Origin of the sequence: Acidiphilium sp., from assembly GCF_049977125.1 — a bacterium.
Taxonomy (GTDB): domain Bacteria; phylum Pseudomonadota; class Alphaproteobacteria; order Acetobacterales; family Acetobacteraceae; genus Acidiphilium.
In genome coordinates this window covers 1-1,686 of the sequence record NZ_JBMFGY010000353.1, presented here as the reverse complement: position 1 = coordinate 1,686, position 1,686 = coordinate 1, and the positions used below count along the sequence as shown (strand labels likewise).

At 64.1% G+C, this 1,686-nt stretch carries 1 protein-coding gene and 1 pseudogene; one reads left to right on the top strand and one right to left on the bottom strand.

Going from position 1 to position 1,686, the window contains the following annotated elements; genetic code table 11:
- Positions 1–272: hypothetical protein (locus ACP5E6_RS19000; protein WP_427957048.1), on the top strand; the 272-nt coding region annotated here is incomplete at its 5' end.
- 43 nt (positions 273–315) lie between these two features.
- On the opposite strand, the pseudogene ACP5E6_RS18995 reads toward ACP5E6_RS19000, so the two are convergent.
- A pseudogene (locus ACP5E6_RS18995) lies at positions 316–1,686 on the bottom strand (MobF family relaxase); the annotation flags it as partial.

Below are 1,686 nucleotides of genomic sequence, written 5' to 3'. Positions count from 1 at the left end.
CCGGAAATTCATGGTATTTATCCGCGCTGAAGTCCGATCAATCGACTCTCAACGGCATTGTCCTCGAACTGGTCGGCATTGCTATTTTAGTCGGTCTGGGCTGGCTGAACATCAAACGGACCAACCTTGGTTATGGTCTGGGCGGCACCGCGATCCAAATCCCTCTGTTTGCGTTTCTCGCCTATGCCGGGTGGCCGATTTTCGTCATTGGCGTCATTGGAATGTTTTTCTTCATGATGCGCGCAACTCCCGTGTGGGTCATCAATCGATGAGGCGACCTCATATGTCACTATACCATGAACCGCAGCCGTCGCTCTACAAAACCATCCCGCTCCCCTGACTACGCTCCCGCGCCTGGCGCGCGATCGTCGCGCGGGTCTCGGCCTGCCGGCGTTCCTCTGCCCGGCGCTGATCCTCGCGCCGGCGGTAATCGCCTAGAACGCGATCCAGCCGCTCACGCATCGCGGCCGTCGCGTGCTCGATCACCGGCCGCGTTTTCTCCCAAGTCCCTGCCACGGCCGCCCTGACAACCGGAGCGGCGCGGTCCAGCCGCTCGATCGCCGCCTGGCGGAACCGACTCACGTTCGCCAACCCGTCGCTGATCCGTCCGTTCTCCGTCACCCTGATCCGCGCCTGCTGGAATCGCGGTTGCAGATCGTCGCGCGCCGCTTTCGCCACCTGCTTCTCGCGCCGCGTCACCCCGTCGAGGAAGCTCCGCGCCATCGTCCGACGTGTCTGATCCGCCGTCGTGATGATATCTGTGGCGTTGGTCTTCTCCGGTCGCTTGCTGATGTTCCGGACCCAATTATCCCACTGGTCATGCACTGTGACCGGCCGGGGATCTCCGAGCGGCCGGCGGACGCTGATCTCCTGTTTTTCCGCGCCCTCGGATGTCACCCAATAATCCCGCTCGCGATGGCGCGAACCGGACACATAGGTTTTGAAACCGTCCGTGGTTTTCGAGCCGCCGGGCGTGACAAAAATGTGCTCGGTGGTGGTGTCGCCCTGGGCGGTGTTGGTAGTCTGGGCATAGCCGTAGGCCAGACGCATCCGCCCGGTTTTCTTGTCGGCGAGGGTTTCCCATTTCACCACGCCCTCGCGGCCCTTGTCATTGCGCAGCACCACCCCGTCGCGCTTGAATCCTGTGATGGTCAGGATCGAGCCGTTATCACCGATCGCGCCCTTGCCGCCATCGAGCATCGCCGCGTTCGACCGCGCGAACAGCCGCACCCGCTCGCCGATCGCCACCGGCATCGCGTAGGATGTGCCGGTATTCGGATCGATCCCGGCGAGGGTCTTGCGGTTGCGCCCCAGCTCGCCGGTCGCCTGCAACCGTGTCCGGATCGCCTCGCCGATCGCCCGCGCGTCCTCGTTGCTCGGCGCGCTGATCGTGATCGTGTAGCGCGGCCGGTCGGCATTGGCCGCGCGCCGCTCCTGCCAAAGTGCTGCGGCCCGCTCGATCGCCTCCGCATGACCGCCGGGCACGATCTCGGCGGTCTTGTCCTCGCGCTTCATCGTCAGCGCCTTCGCCACATTCTCCTCGCCCCCTTTGCGCAAAAGGGCCGCGATCTCGCGCGCGCGATCGTCGGTCTGCCGCACGCTGGTCTCGATCCCCGGTACGGTGATCGATTTCTCCAACAGGCTGATCACCTGGCCCGCCTCGATCGACTGGCATTGCTTCGGATC